The organism is Streptomyces sp. NPDC102360, assembly GCF_044766085.1.
GTDB lineage: Bacteria > Actinomycetota > Actinomycetes > Streptomycetales > Streptomycetaceae > Streptomyces.
The window spans coordinates 1-21,377 of sequence record NZ_JBIWLG010000023.1 but is presented as its reverse complement, the minus strand read 5'-3'; the positions used below and the strand labels follow the sequence as shown (position 1 = coordinate 21,377).

Sequence of the window (21,377 nt, the reverse complement as noted above, 5' to 3'; positions counted from 1 at the left end):
TGGGCGTACGCTGAGAGGCATGGAACCCTGGGGCGGGTTGCCCTCGCCCGAGCAGGTGGCAGCTGCCTGGCAGCGCTCGGTCCGTGCGCAGGAGCGCGCCGACCGGGAGTTCCGCCTCGCGGAAAGGTACGAGGACCTCGCGGAGTACTCGGGCGACGTGACGCACCTCAGGATGGGCCTGCTGCACCGGTCCACCGCGACCCGTCACCAGGTCGCCGCGGAGCTCCTGGCGGGGCACGCCCGCCGCGTCGCCGACTCACGGCGCAGCGGGGGGCCGCCGCCGCCGTTCATGACGGGAGTCGCCGAGGCCTGCGGCGTCGGCAGTGTCGCCGTCACTCTCGTAGACGCCCAGCAGAACCAGGTGGCGACCGCCTCCTCCGACCGGTCCGCCCGCGACGCGCAGGACCTGGAGTACGTGCTCGGCGAGGGTCCGGCCCGCGACTCGGTCCTCGCGCGCAGCCCCGTCGTCGCGACGGGCACGGCCCTCGCCTCCCGCTGGCCCGGCTACGGACCGGCCTTCGAGGCACTCGGATTCGGCCAGGTGGTCGCCGTACCGCTGAAGTCGGCCGAGGCCTGCATAGGTGCGCTGGCGGTCTTCAGCGCGTCTTCCGCGGCCGCGCCCACCCCGATCGTCAGTCAGGTCGCAGATGCTCTGACCCGCAGTGTGTTTCTCGGCAAGGACGCGGTACCCGGCCTCTTCGGCGACATCGACTACCGGGCCGAGGTCCACCAGGCCGCGGGTATGGTGGCCGTCCAGCTCGGCTGCCGTGTCGCGGACGCGCTGGAACTGGTCAAGGCCCGGTCCTTCGCCGACGGCCGCCCCATCGGGGACATCGCCCGCGATATCGTCGACGGACATCTGAAACTCGGTTGAGAGGTCTCACCGTGACGCTGCAAGACCAGGAAGTCGCCGAGTTCTTCGCCCAATTGATGGGGGACGCCGTTCGCGAACCGCTCGACACGCGCACCCTGCTCGCCACGCTCGCACACGGCGGCAGCACGCTGTTCGGCGCGAGCGGGGCGAAGGTGGAGTACGCGCCCGACCCCCGCGCGCCGGTGCAGTGCGGCGGCACCGATCTTGAGCTGCGCGCCCTGTCCGACGCCGTCGTCCGTTGGGGAGAGGGCCCCGGCCACGACGTCCGCACCACGGGCTGTGCCCTCATCGACGTGGACGTCACCGCGGACCCCACCCTGGTCCGCTGGCCGCGCTGGACTCCGCGCGCGCGGGCCCTCGGCCACGGCAGGGTCACCGCGCTGCCGCTGCGCGCGCGAGAGACCGTGACCGGCGCACTCGTCCTGTTCTGCACCCCTGTCAGCACTCTGGACGAGGAGGCCCTCGCGCTGGCCCGCAGCTTCGCCGAGGCGGCTGGGCACACCCTCGCGCTCCAGCATGAACTGGCCGAATCCCGGGTGCTGGCAGGCCAGTTGGAGCACGCGCTGTCCAGCCGGGTCGTCGTCGAACAGGCCAAGGGCATCCTCGCCGCCCAGAACGGTCTCTCTCTGGACGCGGCCTTCGCTGGACTGCGCGGCTACGCGCGCTCCCACCAGCGCAAGCTCCCGGACGTGGCCCGCGAGGTCATCGAGGGGCGACTGAAGCTCCCCATCCGCCGTTAGCGCCTGACCAGGTCCTGGCCCGAACGACAGGCCCTGGTGCTCTGCGAACGACGACGGCCGCCCCGGTCCACGTGGGACCGGGGCGGCCGTCGTGCGTCCGCTGCGTCTACGCCGACGCTGACGCCTGGGCCTTCGCCTGCGCGTCCTGCAGGATCTCGCGCAGCGCGTCCTCCTCGTCGTGGCTCAGCGATGTCTGCACCAGCTGACCGCCGTACGCGGCGATCTCGGGCACGACCTTGTCCTTGGCCGCCTGCTTGACGAGCACGAACAGCGCGGCAGCTCCGGGCCGCAGGTTCTGGCTGAGCTCCTTCATGAAGTTGTCGTTGATCCCGGTGTCCGTGACGGCCCCACCGGCGGCCCCTGCGGCGGCGCCCACGGCGGCCCCCAGGAACGGCACCAGGAACAGCATCCCGATGACACCGCCCCACAGCGCGCCACTCGTGCCCCCCATCGCGGTGTGGTTCACGGCCTGGTGCAGCTTGATCTTCCCGTCGGACTCCCGGCGCTCGACGACGACGATGTCCTCCAGCTCGACGAGGTGCTCCTTCGACATCTGCAGGAGCCGCTCGCGGACCTGGTTGGCGGTGGCGAGATCGTCGTAGGCGACGACGAACAGATTGCTCATGACGGCACTCCTCCGAGGCTTGTCAGCGTGTGCGACTTGCCCGAGTTTAGGGCGTTCTGCCGTTTCTCGCCCAACGGAGTTCACCCGCTCCCGACACGCCCGAGGGCCCGGCCTCCCTCAAGGGGGAGACCGGGCCCTCGGCGACGAGCGCGTCCGGGGTTTCGGGACGGCTTAGATGTCGAAGTACAGCTCGAACTCGTGCGGGTGCGGGCGCAGCTGGATCGGGGCGATCTCGTTCGTGCGCTTGTAGTCGATCCACGTCTCGATCAGGTCGGGGGTGAAGACACCGCCGGCCAGGAGGTACTCGTGGTCGGCCTCGAGGGCGTCGAGGACCGCGGGGAGCGAGGTCGGGACCTGCTGGACGTTGGCGTGCTCCTCGGGAGCCAGCTCGTACAGGTCCTTGTCGATCGGCTCGGCCGGCTCGATCTTGTTCTTGATGCCGTCGAGGCCCGCCATCATCAGCGCGGCGAAGGCCAGGTACGGGTTGGACGACGGGTCGGGCGCGCGGAACTCGACGCGCTTGGCCTTCGGGTTCGAGCCCGTGATCGGGATACGCATGGCCGCGGAGCGGTTGCGCTGCGAGTAGACCATGTTGACCGGGGCCTCGAAGCCGGGCACCAGGCGGTGGTACGAGTTCACCGTCGGGTTCGTGAAGGCGAGCAGCGACGGGGCGTGCTTGAGGATGCCGCCGATGTAGTAGCGGGCGATGTCCGAGAGGCCCGCGTAGCCCTGCTCGTCATAGAACAGCGGGTCGCCGTTGGCCCACAGCGACTGGTGGACGTGCATGCCCGAGCCGTTGTCACCGAAGATCGGCTTCGGCATGAAGGTCGCGGTCTTGCCGTTGCGCCAGGCGACGTTCTTCACGATGTACTTGAAGAGCATCAGGTCGTCGGCCGCGGCGAGCAGCGTGTTGAACTTGTAGTTGATCTCGGCCTGACCGGCCGTGCCGACCTCGTGGTGCTGGCGCTCGACCTGGAGACCGTGCTTGTCCAGCTCGAGGGAGATCTCGGCGCGCAGGTCGGCGAAGTGGTCGACCGGCGGCGTCGGGAAGTAGCCGCCCTTGTAGCGGACCTTGTAGCCGCGGTTGTTCTCCTCGGAACCGGTGTTCCAGGCGCCCGCTTCGGAGTCGATCTCGTAGACCGAGCGGTTGGCGGAGGTCTCGAAGCGCACCGAGTCGAAGACGTAGAACTCGGCCTCGGGGCCGAAGAACGCGGTGTCGGCGATGCCGGTGGAGGCGAGGTACGCCTCGGCCTTCTTCGCCACGTTGCGCGGGTCACGGGAGTACTGCTCGCCCGTGATCGGGTCGTGGATGAAGAAGTTGATGTTCAGCGTCTTGTCGCGGCGGAACGGGTCCAGGCGGGCGGTGGAGAGGTCCGCGCGCAGCGCCATGTCGGACTCGTGGATGGCCTGGAAGCCGCGGATCGACGAGCCGTCGAAGGCGAGCTCCTCGTCCGGGTCGAACGCCATGGCCGGCACCGTGAAGTGCTGCATCACACCCGGCAGGTCGCAGAAGCGAACGTCGACGAACTTGACGTCCTCGTCGGCGATGAATTGCTTGACTTCATCGGCGTTCTGGAACATCCAACTCCTCCTACTCCCACCCACAGGGAGGGGCGGGGTTGCAGCTCTTGGCAGCTCGATCGCGCGACCGGTGCGGTGGCACACGCTGGGACCTGACGATATGCAGGCGTGATTTCTCAAGCATGACCCATTTGTTTCGCCCAAGTTAACCGGAGCGGGGGTCGGGGCCGCATCAGGAGAGCGGCGCAGTACCGTTGACGCGTGGACAACAGGGAAGCAATGGGATCGTGGCTGTCCGGGCCTCGTGAGGCCATGGAACAGGCGGGCGCCGACTTCGGTTACCGCGGTGAACAGCTCGGTCTGCCCGAGCACGGACCCGGCTCCATCGCGCGCCCCGGCCGCCGCATCGGAGCCCTCGTCGTCGACTGGGCGCTGTGCATGCTGATCGCATACGGCCTGGTCACCGACGGCTACAACCAGGCGACGGGGAACTGGGCACTGCTCATCTTCTTCGCACTCGGCGTGCTCACGGTCGGCACCATCGGCTGCACGCCCGGAAAGCGGATCTTCGGCCTGCGGGTCGTCTCCGAGGCCGGCGGACGCATCGGCATCGGCCGGGTACTGGCCCGCACGGTGCTGCTGTGCGTCGCGATCCCGGCGCTGATCTGGGACCGGGACGGCCGCGGCCTGCACGACCGGGTGGCGAAGTCGGTCGAGGTCCGCGTTTAGGGGCGCGGGGAACTGCGCGAACGGGACCACGGCGACACGCGAGCCGCATCGTGATCAGCACGGGCGCCGGCCCACGCGAACGTAGGAGAGGCGGGCCGGAACCATCAGGTTCCGGCCCGCCTCGTTCACGTATAAGCAGCGGAGCGTGTCAGCGGGCGCGGCCGCCGCCGCCCTTGGGCATCTTCATCCCCTTCGGCATCGGACCCTTCGGCATCGGCATGTTCGACATGAGGTCGCCCATCGCCTTCAGCCGGTCGTTGGTCGCGGTCACCTGGGGGCCGGTCAGTACGCGCGGCAGCTTCAGCATCGTCGTACGGAGCTTCTTCAGCGGAACCGTTCCCTCGGGTCCCTGGCCCGTGCCGACCACGAAGTCGTTGACCGGGACGTCGGAGACGATGCGGGCCATCTTCTTCTTCTCGGCCGCGAGGAGCGACTTCACCCGGTTCGGGTTGCCCTCCGCGACGAGCACGATGCCGGCCTTGCCGACCGCGCGGTGCACCACGTCCTGGCTGCGGTTCATGGCGACCGCGGGGGTCGTCGTCCAGCCACGTCCGATGTTGTCGAGCACGGCCGCGGCCGCGCCGGGCTGTCCCTCCATCTGCCCGAAGGCCGCCTTCTCGGCCCGGCGCCCGAAGATGATCGCCATCGCGAGGAAAGCGAGCAGAACGCCGAGAATCCCGAGGTAGATGGGGTGACCGAGCAAGAAACCGATCGCGAGGAGGACACCGAAGGTGACGATACCCACACCCGCGAGTACGAGACCGATCTTGGTGTCGACCCTGCGGGTCATCTTGTAGGTCTGAGCGATCTGCTTGAGCCGCCCGGTGTTTGCAGCGTCCGCTGCAGTTTCCTTCCTCGCCATGTCTTGAAGTCTACGTGGCCGGGGAAGCGGGCAGAACCCGCACCGGCCCCCGGTTCGTCCCTGGTTCGATCAGCCCCGCGAGGCGACGGCCTCCAGGACGCGCTGCGCCTCGACCCGGTCCTTGGCGCGGCGGCGGTCCTCCAGGACGGAGGTCCAGGCATTGCGGCGGGCGGTGCGCTGGCCGCTGCTCATGAGCAGCGACTCCACGGCGCGCAGTGCGTCGGTGACGGTCGGGATGGCGGTGGCGCGGACGGGCGCGGCCTGCATGGTCGGGGTCCCCCCTAGAAGGCTGATCACGGCTGTTGCACGGGGTGTACGGGGCGTGATTCCAGAGTCACTGATTGGTGTTACCAGGGCGTGACCGGACGGTCAAACACCAATGAAGCCTTGACGCTCGCGCCGCAAACGCAGACGCGGCCCTGACGGTGCCCCTCAGCTGCGGGGATCGTCAGGACCGCGTCTTACCGGCCACTACCGGTCAGTAGTCTCTTGTGCGTGAATTCACACGGTCTGCGAGGTGGCGAAGGAGCCGCGCCGCTCCTGGGCCATCTGGAACAGCCGGCCCGCGCGGTACGAGGAACGGACCAGCGGACCCGACATGACGCCGGAGAAACCGATCTGCTCGGCCTCGTCCTTCAGCTCCACGAACTCCTGCGGCTTGACCCAGCGCTCCACGGGGTGGTGCCGCACGGAGGGGCGCAGGTACTGCGTGATGGTGACCAGCTCGCAGCCGGCGTCGTGCAGCTGGCGCAGCGCCTCGCTGATCTCCTCGCGGGTCTCGCCCATGCCGAGGATCAGGTTCGACTTGGTGACCAGGCCGAAGTCGCGGGCCTCGGTGATGACCTTCAGCGAACGCTCGTAGCGGAAGCCCGGACGGATCCGCTTGAAGATCCGCGGGACCGTCTCGACGTTGTGCGCGAAGACCTCGGGGCGGGAGGAGAAGACCTCGGCCAGCTGGTCCGGGTCCGCGTTGAAGTCGGGGGCGAGGAGCTCGACCTTGGTGCGGCCGTCGGCGCGGTTGGTGGTCTGGCGGTGGATCTGGCGGACCGTCTCCGCGTACAGCCAGGCGCCGCCGTCCTCCAGGTCGTCGCGGGCGACGCCGGTGATCGTGGCGTAGTTCAGGTCCATCGTGACGACGGACTCGCCGACGCGGCGCGGCTCGTCACGGTCCAGCGGCTCGGGCTTGCCCGTGTCGATCTGACAGAAGTCGCAACGCCGCGTGCACTGGTCGCCGCCGATGAGGAAGGTGGCCTCGCGGTCTTCCCAGCACTCGTAGATGTTGGGGCAGCCCGCCTCCTGGCAGACCGTGTGCAGCCCTTCGCTCTTCACGAGGTTCTGCATCTTCGTGTATTCGGGACCCATTTTCGCCCGGGTCTTGATCCACTCGGGCTTGCGCTCGATGGGGGTCTGAGCGTTACGGACCTCCAGGCGCAGCATCTTGCGTCCGTCGGGTGCGACTGCGGACACGACCGGCTCCCTAAAGCTTTGATTCCTCGGCGTACATCAGGGTACGCCCGTGATGTTCATGGCCCTTACGGGTGGCCAACCGGCGGCCTGCGGGGTGCATTCCCCGGACGGCCCAGCGGCCGGCCTAGGCCGGGGCCTTCTCGACGGCGCGCGGCTTGAGGTCCGCGTTCCCCAGGACGTTCTGCAGATGCCTCTCGGCGATCGGCAGCACCTCCTCCATCGTGACCTCGCGCCCGAGCTCGTACGAGAGGGAGGTCACGCCCGCGTCGCGGATACCGCAGGGGATGATCTTGTCGAAGTTCGAGGTGTCCGGATTCACGTTCAGCGCGAAGCCGTGCATCGTGACGCCCTTGGCGACGCGGATGCCCATGGCGCAGATCTTGCGGTCCTCGTGCCGCTGGCCCGCGTTCGATGGCGCGTACTCGGCGCCGACGAGGCGGTGGTCGAACTCCTCGTCCTCGCTGCTGAGCCGCGGATTGAAATCGAGGGACAGTCCGCCCAGATTCGTACGCTGCTCAATGGGGTCGCCGAGGACCCAGACGCCCGCGCGGCCCTCGACCCGGGCCGCCTCGATGCCGAACTCGGCGCAGACCGCGATCATCGCGTCCTCCAGGCGGCGCAGATGCGCGACCACGTCCACGGGGCGCGGGAGCTTCTGGATCGGGTAGCCGACGAGCTGGCCCGGACCGTGCCAGGTGATCTTGCCGCCGCGGTCCACGTCGATGACCGGGGTGCCGTCGAGCGGGCGCTCCTCGGGGGAGGTGCGACGGCCCGCCGTATAGACGGGCGGGTGCTCCAGGAGCAGACAGGTGTCGGGCACTTCGTCGGCGAAGCGAGCGGCGTGCACACGGCGCTGCTCGTCCCAGGCGACCTGGTAATCGACCATGTCCGCACCGAAACCCATGCGGACGAACCGGAACTCACTCACGGCAAGTGCCTCCCTAAGAACCTTCACCGTGCATATAACGCGCCCGGAGCAACTGTACGGCTCCCGGTTCGCGACCCGGCCGTCCACCCCTCGCACGGTTTGTCACACGATCGGATGAAGGAGGGGTTCGGCTCGGCTGATTGGGGGACGCCGTGTGCGCTCCGTGATAATTTCGGCGCCGTCCGTGAGCGGGAGCCGGTCACGGAGCACGCCGTTCCATAAGGGAGCAGCGACTCAAAGGGGGGCACTCAATGGCCCCCCTTTATCGCTTCCAAGGGCCTGGAAGGCAATCGCACAGCATGACGGAACGACCTCCGCAGCGCACCCCGAACCGCCAGCTCGCCGCGCTCATCGCGGAGGCCGGTTTCTCCAACGCGGGCCTCGCGCGCCGCGTGGACCAGCTAGGGCTCGAACACGGGCTCGACCTGCGCTACGACAAGACATCCGTGACCCGGTGGCTGCGTGGGCAGCAGCCCAGAGGGACGACACCGGCGCTCATCGCCGAGGTGTTCACACGTCGCCTCGGCCGCCGCCTCTCCGCGCAGGACCTCGGGCTCGACGCGTGTGCGCCCGTGTACGCGGGGCTGGAGTTCGCGGCATCGCCCGAGGAGGCCGTCGACATCGTCAGCGGTCTGTGGCGCAAGGACTCCGGCAGCCATGCCGAACTCCGCAAGATCGCGTTCACCCCGGCCGGGCTCGTCGTGCCCAGCCGCGACTGGCTGATCGGGCGTGCCGACGACCGGGTGGCCCACGGTGAGCAGTTGCAGCGGGTGCCGGTGCAGGGGCGGCCCGGCGTGGCGCTGGAGGCGGTGGGCGCTGCCGTGCCGAGACAGCGGGGGCAGACCGATCGCGGGCCCGGGCACCGGGTGACGAGCGGGGACATCGCGGCGCTGCGCTCCGTGGGCGAGCTGTTCCGCGCGCTCGACCACGCGTACGGGGGCGGGCACGCGCGGCAGGCCCTCGTACGGTACCTGGAGCACGAGGCCGAACCCATGCTGCGCGGGGCGTACGGAGAGCAGCACGGGAGGCGGCTGTTCAGCGCCGTCGCCGATCTGACCCGGCTCGCGGGCTGGACCTCGTACGACATCGCGGCCCACGGTCTCGCCCAGCGGTATTTCGTACAGGCGCTACGGCTGTCGCAGGCCGCGGGGGACCGGATGTACGGGTCGTACGTGCTGGTCACCATGAGTCGGCAGGCCGTCTATCTCGGGCACGGGCGGGAGGCGGTGCAGCTCGCGCGGGTCGCGCAGCAGGGCGTGGGGGCTTCGGCGCCGCCCGCGGTGCAGGCGCTGCTGCACGCCGTGGAGGCGCGCGGGCACGGGGTGCTCGGTGAGGTGCGGGCGTGCACGGCGTCGTTGGTGCGGGCCGAGCGGGCGCTCGGGGCGGTGCGGGCCGGGGACGAGGTGCCGCCGTGGGCACGGTTCTTCGACGAGGCGCAGTTGGCGGACGAGTTCGGGCACTGCCACCGGGATCTGCAGCAGTACCGGGCGGCGGCGCAGCATGCGGAGCGGTCGCTCCAGTTGCGGGCGCCGGGGTTCGCGCGCAGCCGGTTGTTCTGCCGGGTGGTGCTGGCGTCGGCACGCCTTGGTCTCGGCGAGTTGGACTCGGCGTGCGCGCTCGGGGCGGAGGCGGCTTCCGCGGCGGCGGACATGCGGTCGGTGCGGGCGCACGAGTATGTGCGGGAGTTCGAGCGGAGGCTGGAGCCGTATCGCGATGCGGGGCCCGTCCGGGGATATCGGGAGCGGGTCGCGGCGTTGGGGTGAGGTTCGGCGGGAGCGGGGTGGTGGGCGGTGTCGTGGTGCCGCCCGGCGTTCTCGTTGCGCCGCACCGGGGTGCCGCCTTGCCCACCCTGCCGCCCAGGGCGGCAGATTGCCCAAGGCGGGGCGGCACGTGGCGGCGTCCGCCGGGGCTGTGGCAGGGGGTCGGGGCGTGGCCCGCGGGTCCGGGGCTGGGGACGGGTGCCCAGGCGGGGTGGCGGGTCGGTGTTCGTTGCGCGGGGCGGTTCTTGTCGGCCGCGCTGATCGCTCGGTCACCTCCCACCCGCCGCCCCCTCCGGGGGCTTCGGCCCGCCGTGGGTGGGGTGGTGACTGTCTGCGTCGGGGTGTGGGCTGTGTCGGAGGCAGGCGGAGCCGCGCCGGACGGGCCGTGCCCGGGCCCCGGTGGGGCAGGCCCCGCCCCCGGCGGGAAACGTTGCCGGGTGGTGCCCGAAGGGTGGGGCGCCCGCCCCCGGAGTTGGGCCACGGAGGCGGGCGCGGTATGGAGGGCGTAGGGGCTTTCGGCGGAGTTGTCGGGGGAGCGGGGCCGCCCGCAGGGGCCGTCCGCATCCGGCCCGGTCCGCCCGGAGGGCCTACGCCGCGTTGGTGATCGGGGGTGCCGTGGGTTCGGGGATGCCGAGGTCCGTCAGGAGCGCGTGGGTCGCCCGGCGGGCCGAGTGGAGGGCGCCCTGCACCGTGCCGGCGTCCCGGTGGTCCCCGCACACGTACAGGCCGTCGAGGAGGCGGACCGGGCGGCGCGGGTCGTGCGGGGGTGGCATCGACGGCACGGCGTGCGTGTCGTGGTGCACGGCCAGGGTTTCCCAGTCGGCGGTCGACGTGCCGTAGAGGGCGCCGAGTTGGGTACGGAGTTCGCGGTCCGTGGGAGGCGGGCCGAGAACCGTCGAGGAGACCAGGGCGCGGCCCGCCGGGGCTCTCGTGGGGTCCACCTGGCTGATCACCGACGTGTGCGCGACCGGGCCGAGCCGGTCCGCGTCGAGCAGCAGCGCGGGTTCGGCGAGCGGCGGCTCGGGCATGGCGTGGTGCACGACCGTGACCTCGTGGAAGGCGGGGACGCGCAGGCCGGGGAGGAGCTCGGCGGCGTCCTGCGCGCCGGTTGCCAACACCACGGCCCGGCACGGGAGTTGGCCGAGTTCGTCGGTCGTGACGGAGGTCGTGGCGACCGCCGTGGTCCGTACGCCGGTGTGCACCGCGCCGGGCGGCAGGCCCGCCGCGAGCAGCTCCGGCAGTGTGTCGGCGCCGCCCTCCGGCACGGCGAGCCGGCCGGCCGCGTACGCGTGCAGGGCGAGGTCGGCGCACCGGCTGGAGGCGCGGAGGTCCGGGTCGCAGAGCAGGGCGGAGAGCAGAGGCCGTACGAAGCCGTGCAGGGTCGAGGGTGGCAGGCCGCGGGTCAAGAGGGCTTGGGTGGCGGGGAGTTCGGGACGGGTGAGGAGGCGGGAAGGGTCCGTCGCCGCGAGCCGGGACAGGGCCGCGCCCAGACGTGCGTGGTCGAGCGGGCTGCCGAGGGTGGGGCGGGCGCCGCGCGGACTCCGGGGGGCGCTCGCCAAGGCGCGTGCCGTGCTGAGTGCGCCCCTTGTGCGCCGGGGGCCGGTGGGTTCGCCCGCCCGGTGGCGCCGGCCCTCGCTGTGCACGAGTACGCCGGGGGAGAAGCGGCGCAGGGCGAGGGGGGCGAGGGCGGGGTTGCGGCGGAGTTCCGGGTACGAGGTGCACAGTGGCCGACCGGCCCGGTCGAGGCGGAAGCCGTCGACCTTCTCGGTGGACATGCGGCCGCCGATGGACGTGGCGGCCTCAAGGACCAGCGGGTGCAGGCCCGCCCTGGTCAGGTGCCGGGCCGCCGCGAGTCCGGCGACCCCGGCGCCCACGACGACGATGGCTCCCGGGCTTACGTCTCCAGGGTCGAGCACGGTGTGCCTCCGGCGGATCGGGTGGCTGACGTCCGGGGGCTCATGCCCTCAACGCGCCCTCGGGATACCTGAGTTCGGGGCCCAGGGACTCGAGCGTAGGCGCGCCCGGCACACCGGTCAGTCGCGCGTGGGGGCGGCACGGGAGCACGCCGGTCGCACACCCACACGCCTCCCGCACGGAACGCGTCCCACGGAGCCACGCCACGCCCCCTGCCGCCGGTTACCTGGCCGCCCCGCCGCCATCCATCCGGCGCCCCGCGGAGCCACTCGGCGGCCCTCACGGGCAGCCGCCCGATGGCCCCCGCCACCCGTCACCCCGCGATGGTCCCTGCGGCCGGTCACCCGGCGGGCCTCGCGGTCAGTCACCCGGCAGCCCCCGCCACCCCTCACCCCGCCGCGGTCCCCGCCATCAGGTGGCGGAGGCCGCGGGTTGCCAGGGAGGCGGGGGAGTGCGGGCCGGAGGTGGGGGCGTTGGTCGTGGCCCAGAGTTCGAGGGCCACTCGGATCGCGTCGGTTGCCGCGGCGGCCGTCAGGCGGGTCTCCAGGGGGTCCGCGTCGGGGCCCGCGAGGTGGGTCACCACCGCGAGCAGCTTCTCCTCCGACTCCTGGTTGACCCGGTACCAGACGGCACGCAGGGCCGGGTCGTCCTGGGCCGCGCGCAACAGCGTCCGGGTGCCCTGCAACGCCTCCTCCGCCGCCTCGTCCGGGGGTGAGAGCGAGGTCACCGCGGCCGATTCGAGGGCCCGCGGCAGCGGCGTGCCCGGGTCCGTCGCGGCCAGCAGCTCGCGCCAGCGGTCGCCGCCGGACGCGAGCAGCGGGCCCACGGCGTCCTGCTTGTTGCGGAAGTAGCGGTAGAAGGTGCGCAGCGCCACCCCGGCGCCGCGCGCGATCTCCTCGGCCGTGGTGCCGTCGGGGCCCTTCTCGGTGAACAGCTCCATCGCCGCGCGGGCGATGTCGAGCTGGGTCGCCGCTTTGCGGCGTTCGGTCAGTGAGGGCTGCGCAGGCGACGAAGAGGGCGTTCTGGGCTCGTTCACCCGACGAAGCGTAGTCGCACCGGGAATGGAATGGCACGAAACGCCGTTATGGCAAAACGTGCCACCGAGGCGTACGGTGAGCGGTGCGCAAGGACGTACAGAGGACGTACAGAGGGCGCACACAGGAACGTCAGGAACATCAGGAACGTAAGGAGTCGCCATGAACGGCCACGACGGCCTCAATCGCTACGAGGGGCGCCGTGCGCTCGTCACCGGTGGCGGGTCCGGCATCGGGCAGGCCACCGTGCTGCGCATGCTGGCGGAGGGCGGCCGGGTCGTCGCCGCCGATGTCAGCGAGGCCGGTCTCCAGGACACCGTGGGCAAGGCCGGCGCCGACGCCGGGCGCCTCACCACCGTCGTCGTGAACATCGCGGACGAGGCGTCCGCGCGGGAGGGCGTCGCCGGCGCCGTCCAGGCGCTCGGCGGGCTCGACGTGCTGGTCAACGCCGCCGGCATTCTGCGCTCCTCGCACACCGAGAAGACGACGCTCGCCGAGTTCAACCAGGTGCTCGCGGTCAACCTCACCGGCACCTTCCTGATGATCCGTGAGGCGATACCCGCGCTGCTCGAGGGCGAGGGCCCCGCGGTCGTCAACTTCAGTTCCACGTCCGCGATGTTCGCCCACCCGTACATGGCGGCGTACGCGGCGAGCAAGGGCGGCATCCAGTCCATGACGCACGCGCTGGCCGCCGAGTACAGCAAGCAGGGCATCCGGTTCACCGCCGTGCAGCCCGGCTCCATCGCGTCCGGCATGACCGACGGCTCCGGCGCGAGCAAGCAGAGCCAGGGCCCCGGCCTGCCCGAGGACACCGACTGGAGCCTGTTCGCGAAGCTGTCGCCCTCACTGGGTGAAGGTTTCGCCGGGCCCGAGGCCGTGGCCGGTGTCGTCGCGATGCTCGCGTCGCAGGACGGGAAGTTCATCACCGGTACGGAGATCCGTATCGACGGCGGCACCCACTACTGATCCGAACGGCAGGACCTAGACGGACACCCGGAAGCGATGCCGGTACGCCGTCGGTGTCGTGTCGAGTTGGCGGCGAAAGGCCCGCACCAGCGTGTCCGTCGTGCCGAAACCGCAGGTGGCGGCGATCCGGTCGAGTGTGTCGTCGGACGATTCGAGTCGCTGGCGGGCCCGTTCGACTCGCGCCGACTCGACGTACGCGCTCGGTGTCGTGCCCAGTTCGGACCTGAAGATCCTGGTGAGCTGGCGCTCGCTGACGTGGGCGTGCGCCGCGAGGTCCGCGACGGTGAGCGGTTCGCCGAGATTCAGGGTGATGTGCTGGCGCAGGTCCTCCACGCGCCGCGTCGTGGAGGCCTGCGCCAGCGGCACGCTGAACTGGCTCTGGCCGCTCGGCCGCTTCAGATACATCACCAGCTGCCGCGCCACCCGCAGCGCCGTCGGCTCGCCGAGGTCGTCGGCGACCAGGGCGAGGGACAGGTCGAGGCAGGAGCTGATGCCGGCCCCCGTCCAGATGTCGCCCTCGCGGATGAAGATCGGGTCGGGGTCGACGTCGATCTCCGGGTGCTCGTCCGCCAGTTGGCGCGCGGTCGACCAGTGGGTGGTGGCCCGCCTGCCGTCGAGCAGCCCGGCCGCCGCGAGCAGATGCGCCCCGACGCAGACGGAGGCCACGCGCCGCGCCCGCCCCGCGAGTGTCCGTACCCGGTCGACCACCGCGGGCTCCGCGAGGGCGCGCACCCCGCGCTCCGGATCGGCCTCGACCGAGCCGGGCACCAGGAGGGTGTCGATGTGGCGCCCGGCCGCCTCGTCGAAGGTGACGTCGGGCAGCACCCGTACGCCCGCGGAGGTCGTCACCGGGTCCATCGTCTCCGCGGCGAGGAGCACTCGGTAACCGGCGCCGCCCTCCCGTCGCACCAGCGCGAACACCTCGGGCGGGCCCGTGACGTCGAGCGTGTCGACGCCCTCGAAGAGAACGATCACGACGAGTCGTTCGGGGGCGGCGGCGGTCACGGTGTCTCCTCCAGGTGATGTTGCGAGATGTTGCGTGATGCTGATGTCCGGATCTGCATGTTAGGTGTCATTGCCGACATGGGGGTGCCGCTCGTAGCGTTCCAGGCATGACCTCAACGACTCTGCGCACCCTCAACGGCCTCGACGAGACCCCCGCCTCGCTGGCGGACGCGACCCTGATCCTCGTCGACTACCAGAACACCTACACCCGCGGCGTGATGGAGCTGGAGGGCTGGCGGACCGCGCTCGACAACGCCGCCGAACTCCTCGCCCGGGCCCGCGCGGCGGGCTCGACGATCGTGCACGTACAGCACGACGGCGGCGAGGGTTCCGCGTACGACCCGCGTGCCGAGATCGGCGCCATCCACCCGGACGTCGCGCCGCTCGACGGAGAGGCCGTCGTCGTCAAGCCGGCCCCGGACTCGTTCGTCGGCACCGACCTCGGCGAGCGCGTCGACGCGGCCGGACACAAGGACGTCGTCGTGATCGGCTTCATGTCGCACATGTGCGTGCAGTTCACCGCGCAGGGCGCGTTCCTGCGCGGCAACCGGCCCACCGTGGTCGCCGACGCCTGCGCGACCCGGCCGCTCGCCTCGGTCGGCGGCGTCGAGGTGGCCGCCGAGCAGCTGCACCTCGGCGCGATGGCGACGATCGGCGACCTGTACGGAGTGGTCGTCCCGACGGGGAAGTCCCTGAGCTGACTTCGTACGACTAGGAGGACACCAGCGCGCCCGTGTCCACCGCCGCCGTCGCCGACGCCGCCTGCCGCGCGTCGGACGACACCTCGTCCGCCGTCAGCACGTAGCCCGTCCCGTCGTCCGTCGTGGACCGGGCGAACACCACCCCGTACACCTCGCCGTCCGTGTCGAGGAGCGGGCCGCCGGAGTTGCCGGGGAGGACCGTGGAGCGGATCGAGTAGATGTCGCGCGTGACGTTGCCGGAGCCGTAGATGTCCTGGCCCGCCGCCTTGATCGTGTCGTCGACCGTGGCGGCCTGGAGGTCGAGGCCGCCGTCCTGCGGATAGCCCGCGACCACGGCGGCGTCACCGCGCCCGGCCGATTCGTCGAAGCGGAGCGACGGGGCGTCGAGCCCGGGAACGTAGAGGACCGCCACGTCCTTGTCGGGGTCGAAGAGGACGACCTTCGCCTCGTACGCGTGGCCCGTGCCGCCCACCCGCACCGTCGGGTCGTCGATGCCCGCGACCACGTGCGCGTTGGTCATGACGCGCTCGGAGCTGTAGACGAAGCCGCTGCCCTCGCGGCCCTGGGTGCCCGACGCGCCTTCGATCTTGACGCTGCTGCGCTGGGCGGCGCCTGTCGCCTTCGCCGTCACGTTGTCCCCGGACGGCTTGGCCACCTTGGCGGGCGGCTCGCTCGCGAACGGGTCGAAGACCTGCGGGAAGCCCGCCGAGGTCAGCGCCCCCGTGGCCTGCGAGAACCAGGACGGGGTCGTCGACGGCATGGTGTGTTGCACCGCGCCGAGCACCGAGGAGTTCCGGATCGCCTGGTTGAGGACCGTGGACGAGGAGGCGACGAGGACGCTGCCCGCCACCCACGCCACCACCAGGACGGCCACCGCGGTCGCCGCGCCGCCGCCCACCCCGTCGGCCACGCGCAGCGGACCCGGCGCGTGCGACATCCCGCCGCGCACCCGCGCCGCGAGCAGCCCGGCGAGCCCGTGGCCCGCGACCGCCGGCACCAGCACGGTGAGGACGGCGACGATCGTGGCCGATGTCGTGCCCGGCGTGACCGTCTCCATCAGGTACGGCAGCAGCCAGACGCCCACGGCCGCACCGCCCACGAACCCGGCCAGCGAGACGCAGCCCGCGAGCAGTCCGCGCCGGTAGCCGGACACGGCGTAGGCGAGGGCCACCACGATCAGCAGCACGTCGATTATGTGGAGGTCCATACCGGTAAGAAACGCCCAGGCGGCCCAGATGGTTCCACCACCTGGCCCCCTGTGGCTGACCGCACAGGGCGTGCAGGGCCGAGGGTGGGAGGCGTGCATGACATACGGAGAAGGTTGCGCCGGCTGCCCGGAGCCCTGGCCCTCGGGCTCCTGCTGCTGTGTGCCGCGGCGGTCGACCGGCCTGGGCCCGAGCGCTTCGCGGCCACGGCCCGCGGCGAGCTGCCGGCCGCCGCGGCGCCGGTGCAGCGGACCGCGGCCGTGGGTGACCGCGTACCGGCGCGGCGCCCCCGGATCGTGCCGCGCTCGCGGTGGCTCGCGAAGGCCCAGACGTACCACCGCGACCCGGTCCGCTACGGCGACCGCGTCAAGGCCGTCTTCCTGCACCACACCGACTCGCCGAACGACTACGACTGCGCGGACACGCCGCGCATCATCCGCTACCTGTACGCGGGTCAGGCGGGCGGTGGTGCCTCGGGCGGCAAGGAGTGGGACGACATCGGCTACAACTTCCTCGTCGACCGCTGCGGGACGGTCTACGAAGGGCGTGCGGGCGGCACCGGCCGGCCCGTGATCGGCGCCCACACGCAGGGCTTCAACCGGAACACGGCGGGGATCGCCGCGATCGGCACGTTCACCGAGGGCACCCCGGTGCCGAAGGCGATGACGAACGCGATCGCCGCCGTGTCCGCCTGGAAGCTGGGCCTGTCCGGGATCGATCCGCGCTCGCATGTGCGCCTGGTGTCCAGCAACGACCTGGCCCGCTACCGGACGGGCACGGCCCACGAATTCTTCGCGGTCTCCGGGCACCGCGACGGCTACGAGACGTTCTGCCCCGGTCTCGCCCTGATGGGGAAGCTGCCCGAGATCAGGGAGCGGGCCGCGGCGCTCCAGAACCGCCGGTAGCGTGCCACGGTGCTCCAGCAACGCCGGTAGCGCGCCACGGGGCCCTACCTCGGCTTGAGCGTGCCGCCGCCCTCCAGCTGGTACTTCTTCCCGTGCAGGTCCGGGCTCGACGCCTTGTCGTACGTCACCGTGTGACCGTTGCCCACGAGCACGTCGGAGACCTTCGCCCCGCCGGCCAGCTCGATGCTCTTCAGCCGCGAGTCACCGGACACGGACCACCGCGTCTTCGGGCCGAGCTTCAGCGACGCCGCTCCGACGATCTTTCCGTCCAGGTCGGCGGAGCCGGTCAGGTCGAGGGTGGCGGAGGAACCCTTCTCCACGGCCACGCTGCCCTTCAGCTTCTCGCCGTCCGCCGTCAACGCCGCCGTCCCCTCGTCCGTGACCCGCAGCAGCTTTCCGTCCTTGGTCTGCACGTCGGCGCCGCCCCGCAACTCGATGTCGGCGTCGGCCTGTTGGACCGCGAAGATGTCGCCGTCGGAGGCCTGGACCGCCCCGCCTGTCATCCGGAACGAGGTCGCGCCGTCGCCGCGCAGCACCACACCGCCCGCCGCCGCGGACGCCCGGACGTCCTTCAGGGACAGCGAACCCCCGGCCTCCACGGTGAACGCCTCCGAGTTGGCCAGGTCGAAGAGCGTCTGCGACAAGGACACGTCGCCCGCCGTCTGCACACCCGGCGACCCGCAGCCCGCCGAGGTCATCGTGCCGCCGGACACCGTGACCTTCCCGCCGCCGGGCCCCACGGCCACCGGCGCCGCCTGCGCGGCCGCCGTGTCGATCTCCACGTACGTCAGGTCGAGCACGCCTCCGTGCGCGGCCGCCACACCACGTGCGGAGGCGCCGTGCGTCCTGATGCCGCCAGAGCTGAGCGTGGCCTTCGCGTCCTTGCCCGAGGCGAACACCCCGGTCGAGCCCTTGCCCTGGGTGGACATCCGGCCGCCGGACATCGTGAGCGTGCCGCCGTCGCGGGCGAGCGCCGCCGCGTTGAGGCCGTGCCCTTCCGACGCGGTGACCGACGAGGTGCCGCCATGCTTGATGATCTTCGCGTCGCGCGTCGTCAGCTTCCCCGAACCGGACAAGAGCAGCGCCGACTTGTCGCCCGTCGTCGTCTTGAACTCCTTCTGGGCCTTCGCCTTCACGGTCTTGTCGTCGACCGTGTACCCCGCCTTCGCGCGCGGCTTCGCGTCCGGGCCCTTGTCGTCGGCCGACCGGTGCGTCACACAGCGGGCGCCGGTCGCCGTCGCGGCGGGCGAGGCGGTGGGCGGCGGCTTGGTCGCCCCGTCGTCGTCGGAACAGGCGGACAACGTGGAGACGGCGAGCGGCAGCAGCAGTACGGAGGCGGTGACCGCGGTTCGGCGGTGTCCCTGGCGGCGCGGGAGTCCCGGGTTCTTCATGCGCCTACGTTCACACCTCACGCCCCGCGAGGCACGTCCGGGGTCCGCGTGGCGTCGGGAGCGGACACGAGAGGGGCGAAGACGAGCAGGGTCAGATCGTCCCTGACGGCTCCCGCGAACCGGATGACGTCCCGCCACACCGCGTCCGTGAGCCCGGCCGGATCCTCGCCCGCGAACTGCGGAAGCCGGTCGGCGAGCGGATAGAAATCGCCGTCCCGGTTCCGCGCCTCCGTCACCCCGTCCGTCGGGGCGATCAGCCGGTCGCCGGGCCGCAGTTCGACCGTGAGGCGCTTCGGCGGCGCGAGCTCCGCGAGGCCGAGGCCGAGCGGCGCACCCGACGGCACGTCAAGCTCGGTCACCCGCCCCTCGCGCAGCAGCAGCGGGTGCGGATGGCCGCAACTGATGAGGCGTACGACGGGCGCTTCGCCCGGGGAGGCGTCGGGGAATTCGAGCAGCACCGCCGTCGCGAACAGCTCCGCGTGCTCGTCCTCCGCCGTGTCCACCACGAGCCGCCGGTCCAGCCGCGCCGCCACGCCCTCCAGGTCCGGCTGGTCGAGGACCGCCTCCCGGAACGCGCCGAGCAGCCCCGCGACCGTGCCCACCGCCGACAGACCATGACCCTGTACGTCGCCGACGACCGCCCGCACTCCGGTCGGGCCCCTGCGCACGTCGAAGAGGTCGCCGCCGACCAGGGCGCCCCGGTGCGCCGCCCGGTACAGGCCCGCGCAGCGCACGGCGCCGACCCGCTCGGGCAGCGGCGGCAGCACGGCGAACTGGGCGGCCTCCGCGACCGTGCGCACCGTGACCAGCTGCTCGTCCCTGCGCCTGCGGACCAGGGCGATCGCCGTGCTGAGCACCGCGACAAGACCCACCGTCAGGACGTCACTGTCGCCGGGGCGTCCGAAGCCGGTGCGGGGCACTTCGAGGAGCAGGAGGACGAAGCCGCCGTACAGGGCCGTGGCCACGGGACCGTACGACAGCGCGGCGAGCGGCGGGATGGCCGCGAGCGGGAACGCGAGCTCGAACCGGTAGCCCGTGGGGGCCTGCAGCGCGAACAGGACCACGAGCAGCCCGATCGGCAGCCATCGCACCCAGCGCGGCGGAGGCGCACCGCGCAGCCAGGCGCGCTCCGCCTCGTCTCTGCGGCGCGCCGCGTGCCAGGTCATGCCGGCTTCGGCTCCCTTCGCGACGGACGTTCCACCTCACCCTGCTACGAGTCGGGGCCCGTCGCACGCCGTGACCGTGCCGCGCCGGACGGGCTACAGGGGCTGTCCCATCAGTACGTCGTCCACGTACGAGCCGTCGAGCAGGATCTCCCCGGGCAGCACCCCCTCGATGACGAAGCCCTCCGCCTCGTACAGCTTCCGTGCCGGGGTGTTGTGGCCAAGGACGCGCAGGGTGATCCGGCGTGCGCCCTGCCGCCGTGCCAGCTCGATCGCGCCCCGCACCAGGGCCCGGCCCGTGCCGCGCCCGCGGGCCGCGTCGGCGACCGCGAGCCCCATGATCTGCCGTACGTGCGCGGTCGACGCCAGGGGCGTGGGCAGGCCGAGGCGGACGTAGCCGACCAGCGCGCCGTCGAGCTCGGCGACGAGGTGGTCGCGCGGGCCGAAACGCTCGTTGAAGAACGGCGAGGGGGCCGGGTCGAGGGGCTTCACCGCGTGCAGATACGACCAGGTCTCCCGGTCGAGGCGGTCGAGCGCGGGCGCGTCCTCGGGGACGGCGAAACGTATGTGGGCCAAGGAGCCCTCGGGGGCTGACATGCGGCCGACTGTACGACGGGCAGGATGGGCCCATGACACGTTTCGCGGTGGCGGGCGCCTCCGGACTCATCGGCTCGGCCCTGGTCCGGTCCCTGACGGACGACGGGCACGACGTGGTGCGCCTGGTGCGGCGCGCCCCACGGGCGGCGGACGAGGCCCGCTGGGATCCGAAGGAGGGGTACGTCGACTCGTCCCGGCTCGCCGGCTGCGAGGCGATCGTCAACCTCGCGGGGGCCGGGGTGGGCGACCACCGGTGGACGGCCGCGTACAAGCGGGAGATCCGCGACAGCCGGGTGCTCGGCACGCAGGCCCTCGCGCGGGCGGCGGCGGGACTCGACACGCTGCCCCGCGTCCTCCTCAACGGCAGCGCGGTCGGCTACTACGGCGACACGGGCGCGCGCACGGTCGACGAAACGGCCCCGGCGGGCGACGGCTTCCTGCCCTCGCTCTGCGTCGAGTGGGAGGCGGCGGCCGCGCCCGCGCACCAGGCGGGCATCCGTACGGTGTTCGCCCGCACCGGGCTTGTCGTCGCGCGCGGCGGGGGAGCCTGGGGCAAGCTCTTCCCGCTGTTCAAGGCGGGGCTCGGCGGGCGGATGGGGGACGGCCGGCAGTACTGGTCGTACATCGCGCTCGACGACCATGTGGCGGCGCTGCGGCACCTGTTGGCCACGGACGGCCTGGCCGGGCCTGTGAACCTGACGGCGCCGCAGCCGGCGACGAACCGGGAGGTGACGGCGGCGATGGGGCGCGTCCTTCGGCGCCCCACGCTGCTGCCGGTGCCGTCCTTCGCCCTTCGTACGGCCCTCGGGGAGATGGCGGGGGACGTCCTGGGGTCGACCCGTGCGGTTCCTACGCGGCTGCTGGAATCCGGTTTCGAGTTCACGCACCCGGGCGTGGACCAGGCGATCCGGGCGGCGTGAGGCCGGCCGTTCCGACGCCTCGGGGCTCTGCCCCGGACCCCGCTGCTCAATCGCCGCAGGGGCTTGAAAT

21 protein-coding genes are annotated in these 21,377 nt (G+C 71.9%); 8 read left to right on the top strand and 13 right to left on the bottom strand.

The annotated features are described in order from the left end of the window. Window positions 1–19 precede the first annotated feature (19 nt). Both ACIRHA_RS42165 and ACIRHA_RS42160 read left to right on the top strand, forming a co-directional pair. On the top strand, window positions 20–874 hold the full coding sequence (locus ACIRHA_RS42165) for an ANTAR domain-containing protein (RefSeq protein WP_403857179.1): 855 nt from the start codon (window positions 20–22) through the stop codon (window positions 872–874). 11 nt (window positions 875–885) lie between these two features. Continuing rightward, entirely contained in the window at window positions 886–1,614 is a 729-nt protein-coding gene (locus ACIRHA_RS42160) for a GAF and ANTAR domain-containing protein (protein WP_403857176.1), read from the top strand. Window positions 1,615–1,720: 106 nt separating this feature from the next. Here ACIRHA_RS42160 and ACIRHA_RS42155 read toward each other — a convergent pair whose 3' ends face one another. Together ACIRHA_RS42155 and glnA are read right to left on the bottom strand one after the other, a co-directional pair. Beyond that, window positions 1,721–2,239, bottom strand: coding sequence for a DUF1269 domain-containing protein (locus ACIRHA_RS42155; protein ID WP_403857173.1), 519 nt, complete (start codon window positions 2,237–2,239; stop codon window positions 1,721–1,723). Between the two features lie 171 nt (window positions 2,240–2,410). Then, a complete protein-coding gene (gene glnA, locus ACIRHA_RS42150) occupies window positions 2,411–3,820 on the bottom strand; it encodes a type I glutamate--ammonia ligase (RefSeq protein ID WP_403857170.1) in 1,410 nt (469 codons plus the stop codon). 201 nt (window positions 3,821–4,021) lie between these two features. Between glnA and ACIRHA_RS42145 the strand changes: the two genes are divergently transcribed. Beyond that, the gene (locus ACIRHA_RS42145) at window positions 4,022–4,489 is read left to right on the top strand and encodes an RDD family protein (protein ID WP_403857167.1); all 468 of its coding nucleotides are present in this window, start codon (window positions 4,022–4,024) and stop codon (window positions 4,487–4,489) included. A 148-nt stretch (window positions 4,490–4,637) separates the two neighbouring features. Here ACIRHA_RS42145 and ACIRHA_RS42140 read toward each other — a convergent pair whose 3' ends face one another. The 4 genes from ACIRHA_RS42140 to lipB all read right to left on the bottom strand — a co-directional run bounded on the left by ACIRHA_RS42140 (window position 4,638) and on the right by lipB (window position 7,746). Next, window positions 4,638–5,351: a DUF4191 domain-containing protein gene (locus tag ACIRHA_RS42140; RefSeq protein WP_403857164.1), complete on the bottom strand. Its 714-nt coding sequence runs from the start codon at window positions 5,349–5,351 to the stop codon at window positions 4,638–4,640. A 69-nt stretch (window positions 5,352–5,420) separates the two neighbouring features. Further along, complete coding sequence (locus ACIRHA_RS42135) at window positions 5,421–5,618, bottom strand: hypothetical protein (protein WP_351345495.1); 198 nt, start codon at window positions 5,616–5,618, stop codon at window positions 5,421–5,423. 234 nt (window positions 5,619–5,852) lie between these two features. Then, window positions 5,853–6,818 (bottom strand): lipoyl synthase, encoded by a 966-nt coding sequence (gene lipA / locus ACIRHA_RS42130; RefSeq protein ID WP_403857161.1) that lies wholly within the window; start codon window positions 6,816–6,818, stop codon window positions 5,853–5,855. Window positions 6,819–6,942: 124 nt separating this feature from the next. Continuing rightward, window positions 6,943–7,746, bottom strand: a complete 804-nt coding sequence (lipB, locus tag ACIRHA_RS42125) for a lipoyl(octanoyl) transferase LipB (RefSeq protein ID WP_403857158.1) — start codon at window positions 7,744–7,746, stop codon at window positions 6,943–6,945. Window positions 7,747–8,045: 299 nt separating this feature from the next. Between lipB and ACIRHA_RS42120 the strand changes: the two genes are divergently transcribed. Further along, complete coding sequence (locus ACIRHA_RS42120) at window positions 8,046–9,509, top strand: regulator (RefSeq protein ID WP_403857156.1); 1,464 nt, start codon at window positions 8,046–8,048, stop codon at window positions 9,507–9,509. Window positions 9,510–10,093: 584 nt separating this feature from the next. On the opposite strand, the gene ACIRHA_RS42115 is transcribed toward ACIRHA_RS42120, so the two are convergent. Beyond that, the gene (locus ACIRHA_RS42115) at window positions 10,094–11,422 is read right to left on the bottom strand and encodes an FAD-dependent oxidoreductase (RefSeq protein WP_403857153.1); all 1,329 of its coding nucleotides are present in this window, start codon (window positions 11,420–11,422) and stop codon (window positions 10,094–10,096) included. A 386-nt stretch (window positions 11,423–11,808) separates the two neighbouring features. Continuing rightward, window positions 11,809–12,456, bottom strand: coding sequence for a TetR family transcriptional regulator (locus ACIRHA_RS42110; protein ID WP_403857150.1), 648 nt, complete (start codon window positions 12,454–12,456; stop codon window positions 11,809–11,811). Between the two features lie 160 nt (window positions 12,457–12,616). On the opposite strand from ACIRHA_RS42110, the gene ACIRHA_RS42105 reads away from it, so the two are divergent. Beyond that, window positions 12,617–13,420: an SDR family NAD(P)-dependent oxidoreductase gene (locus ACIRHA_RS42105; protein WP_403857147.1), complete on the top strand. Its 804-nt coding sequence runs from the start codon at window positions 12,617–12,619 to the stop codon at window positions 13,418–13,420. 15 nt (window positions 13,421–13,435) lie between these two features. Here the strand turns inward: ACIRHA_RS42105 and ACIRHA_RS42100 are convergent, their stop codons facing one another. Next, complete coding sequence (locus tag ACIRHA_RS42100) at window positions 13,436–14,425, bottom strand: GlxA family transcriptional regulator (protein WP_403857144.1); 990 nt, start codon at window positions 14,423–14,425, stop codon at window positions 13,436–13,438. 107 nt (window positions 14,426–14,532) lie between these two features. On the opposite strand from ACIRHA_RS42100, the gene ACIRHA_RS42095 reads away from it, so the two are divergent. Further along, entirely contained in the window at window positions 14,533–15,126 is a 594-nt protein-coding gene (locus ACIRHA_RS42095; protein ID WP_403857141.1) for a cysteine hydrolase family protein, read from the top strand. Window positions 15,127–15,136: 10 nt separating this feature from the next. On the opposite strand, the gene ACIRHA_RS42090 is transcribed toward ACIRHA_RS42095, so the two are convergent. Continuing rightward, window positions 15,137–16,333 carry a MarP family serine protease gene (locus ACIRHA_RS42090; protein WP_403857138.1) on the bottom strand — a complete coding sequence of 399 codons (1,197 nt, stop codon included), beginning with the start codon at window positions 16,331–16,333 and terminating at the stop codon, window positions 15,137–15,139. A 93-nt stretch (window positions 16,334–16,426) separates the two neighbouring features. Here ACIRHA_RS42090 and ACIRHA_RS42085 point away from each other — a divergent pair, with 93 nt between their 5' ends. After that, window positions 16,427–17,236: a peptidoglycan recognition protein gene (locus tag ACIRHA_RS42085; protein WP_403857135.1), complete on the top strand. Its 810-nt coding sequence runs from the start codon at window positions 16,427–16,429 to the stop codon at window positions 17,234–17,236. Between the two features lie 44 nt (window positions 17,237–17,280). Here the strand turns inward: ACIRHA_RS42085 and ACIRHA_RS42080 are convergent, their stop codons facing one another. From ACIRHA_RS42080 to ACIRHA_RS42070, 3 genes are all read right to left on the bottom strand, one after another. Beyond that, window positions 17,281–18,627, bottom strand: a complete 1,347-nt coding sequence (locus ACIRHA_RS42080) for a hypothetical protein (RefSeq protein WP_403857132.1) — start codon at window positions 18,625–18,627, stop codon at window positions 17,281–17,283. 17 nt (window positions 18,628–18,644) lie between these two features. After that, on the bottom strand, window positions 18,645–19,793 hold the full coding sequence (locus ACIRHA_RS42075; RefSeq protein WP_403857129.1) for a PP2C family protein-serine/threonine phosphatase: 1,149 nt from the start codon (window positions 19,791–19,793) through the stop codon (window positions 18,645–18,647). Window positions 19,794–19,886: 93 nt separating this feature from the next. Continuing rightward, entirely contained in the window at window positions 19,887–20,387 is a 501-nt protein-coding gene (locus tag ACIRHA_RS42070) for a GNAT family N-acetyltransferase (protein WP_403857126.1), read from the bottom strand. 32 nt (window positions 20,388–20,419) lie between these two features. Between ACIRHA_RS42070 and ACIRHA_RS42065 the strand changes: the two genes are divergently transcribed. After that, the gene (locus ACIRHA_RS42065; protein ID WP_403857123.1) at window positions 20,420–21,307 is read left to right on the top strand and encodes a TIGR01777 family oxidoreductase; all 888 of its coding nucleotides are present in this window, start codon (window positions 20,420–20,422) and stop codon (window positions 21,305–21,307) included. Window positions 21,308–21,377: the final 70 nt, after the last annotated feature.

Bases quoted from the DNA above. Each gene is read 5' to 3' on its own strand.
- ACIRHA_RS42065 (WP_403857123.1), top strand. From the start codon at position 20,420: ATGACACGTTTCGCGGTGGCGGGCGCCTCCGGACTCATCGGCTCGGCC.
- ACIRHA_RS42155 (WP_403857173.1), bottom strand. From the start codon at position 2,239: ATGAGCAATCTGTTCGTCGTCGCCTACGACGATCTCGCCACCGCCAAC.
- ACIRHA_RS42080 (WP_403857132.1), bottom strand. From the start codon at position 18,627: ATGAAGAACCCGGGACTCCCGCGCCGCCAGGGACACCGCCGAACCGCG.
- ACIRHA_RS42075 (WP_403857129.1), bottom strand. From the start codon at position 19,793: ATGACCTGGCACGCGGCGCGCCGCAGAGACGAGGCGGAGCGCGCCTGG.
- ACIRHA_RS42095 (WP_403857141.1), top strand. From the start codon at position 14,533: ATGACCTCAACGACTCTGCGCACCCTCAACGGCCTCGACGAGACCCCC.
- ACIRHA_RS42135 (WP_351345495.1), bottom strand. From the start codon at position 5,618: ATGCAGGCCGCGCCCGTCCGCGCCACCGCCATCCCGACCGTCACCGAC.
- ACIRHA_RS42090 (WP_403857138.1), bottom strand. From the start codon at position 16,333: ATGGACCTCCACATAATCGACGTGCTGCTGATCGTGGTGGCCCTCGCC.
- ACIRHA_RS42165 (WP_403857179.1), top strand. From the start codon at position 20: ATGGAACCCTGGGGCGGGTTGCCCTCGCCCGAGCAGGTGGCAGCTGCC.
- ACIRHA_RS42120 (WP_403857156.1), top strand. From the start codon at position 8,046: ATGACGGAACGACCTCCGCAGCGCACCCCGAACCGCCAGCTCGCCGCG.
- glnA (WP_403857170.1), bottom strand. From the start codon at position 3,820: ATGTTCCAGAACGCCGATGAAGTCAAGCAATTCATCGCCGACGAGGAC.
- ACIRHA_RS42140 (WP_403857164.1), bottom strand. From the start codon at position 5,351: ATGGCGAGGAAGGAAACTGCAGCGGACGCTGCAAACACCGGGCGGCTC.
- ACIRHA_RS42070 (WP_403857126.1), bottom strand. From the start codon at position 20,387: ATGTCAGCCCCCGAGGGCTCCTTGGCCCACATACGTTTCGCCGTCCCC.
- ACIRHA_RS42105 (WP_403857147.1), top strand. From the start codon at position 12,617: ATGAACGGCCACGACGGCCTCAATCGCTACGAGGGGCGCCGTGCGCTC.